At 76.4% G+C, this 1,527-nt stretch carries 1 protein-coding gene; it reads right to left on the bottom strand.

The window, feature by feature from the left end; all coding sequences use genetic code 11:
- Nucleotides 1–1,527: hypothetical protein (locus tag ACFVSW_RS27875; RefSeq protein ID WP_387319874.1), on the bottom strand; the 1,527-nt coding region annotated here is incomplete at both ends.

Raw genomic sequence — 1,527 nt, 5'->3', positions numbered from 1 at the left:
CCTGGTGCACGGGGGTGCCGGCGCCCCCGCAGGCCGGGCAGTCCTCGGGCCGGGCCGCGAGGGCGGTCAGGTTCCGGGGCGGGTGCGGCGCGGCGCAGACCAGGTTGAGGGCGGTGAGCCAGCCGGCCGTGTCGTGGTCGGCCAGGCGCCGGTGGAGGGCGCGCGCGACGGTGCCCGTGTCGAGGACGGCGAGGGAGTGGTGCAGGAAGCGGTCGTCGGGCGGGGCGGCGGCGGCCTGCGGGGCCGCGGTCTGCGGGGCGTAGCGGTCGCAGAGGGTCTCGTGGATGTCGTGCCACCGCTCGGCCCCGGGGGTCGCGTCGAGCGCGGTGACCAGGCGGTGGCCGAGCAGGGCGCGCAGGGTGGGGTCGCCGACGAACGGCGCGCCGATGCCCGGCCACGGGTGGGCGCCCCAGTGGTCGCGCTGCAGCAGCCCTCTGCTCGTCTGGACGCGCAGGGTCCCGTTGTCGCCGGGCGGGTAGTGGGCGTCGAGCGCGTGGGCGGCGTCCTCGTCGAGCGCCGGGGCGAAGTTGGTCAGGCGCTCCCGGGCGATGTCGTCGGGGACCAGCAGGCGCAGCAGCCGCTCGTGCGCCGGTGTGCCGGGCTCGTCCTCGGCGGGCAGGTCGAACAGGGTGCGCGGGTCGGGGTTCTGCCCGAGGCGCACGGCCCGTCGGGCGGCCTGGACCAGGGCGTGGGCGATTCCGGCCCGGCCCGCGCTGAGGCGGTGGATCAACTGGGCGGTGTCGGGCCCGGGGTGGTCCGTGCCGAACATCCACGTGACCTCGTCGAGGGTCAGCTGGGCCAGCGGCAGCCGCAGGGTCCAGTCGGCCGGTGTCTGCGGCCGGTCCTCGCGCCAGAACGGGCCGGTGGCGTTGCGTGTCGTCGCGGTGGTGCCCTCGGGGTCGGGGGTGGCCGGTTCCGGTGCCAGGACGGTGACGACCACGCCCGGCCGCGTCCGGACCGTCTCCTCGTGCCAGACCCGGGTCAGCGTGTCCAGGACCGGGCGGCCGAGCGGGGAGTGGGCGTTGTCCAGGAGCAGCAGCGGGCGCGGCACCCGGTTCTTCAGGCGCACCCAGGTGTAGTGGTCGTCGATGTCCGCCAGGAGGGCGGCCATCAGGTGCCGCTCGGCGCGCTCGCGGTCGTGCGCGTTGCCGCGGAAGCCGCGGGCGAGCTCGGAGAGCTGGACGTTCGCCTCGCCCTGGGCGCTGACCCGCCGTTCGGCCCACCAGCGCAGGCGGTGCGTGTTGGCGCGGGCGCCGAGCAGTTCGGTGGCGACGATGTCGGCGAGCGAGGCGACGAGTTCGTTGACCCCGGGGCCCAGCCCGGCCGCGGTGCCGAGGTTCGGGGCGACCTGTCTGATCCATTTCGCCACCTTGTCCCGGCGCACCTGGGCGTCGGGCTGGCTCTCGCGCAGCAGGCTCTCCAGGCGCCGGCCGGCGGCCTCCAGTTCGCCGAGTCCGACGGTCTGCCAGCTGGTGACCGCCAGCAGGCCCTGGGTGAGCCGGGGGAAGGACAGGCCCGCACCGAACC

Source organism: Neobacillus sp. NPDC058068, assembly GCF_042885335.1.
Taxonomy (GTDB): domain Bacteria; phylum Bacillota; class Bacilli; order Bacillales; family Cytobacillaceae; genus Neobacillus.
This window is presented reverse-complemented; position numbering and strand designations above follow the sequence as displayed.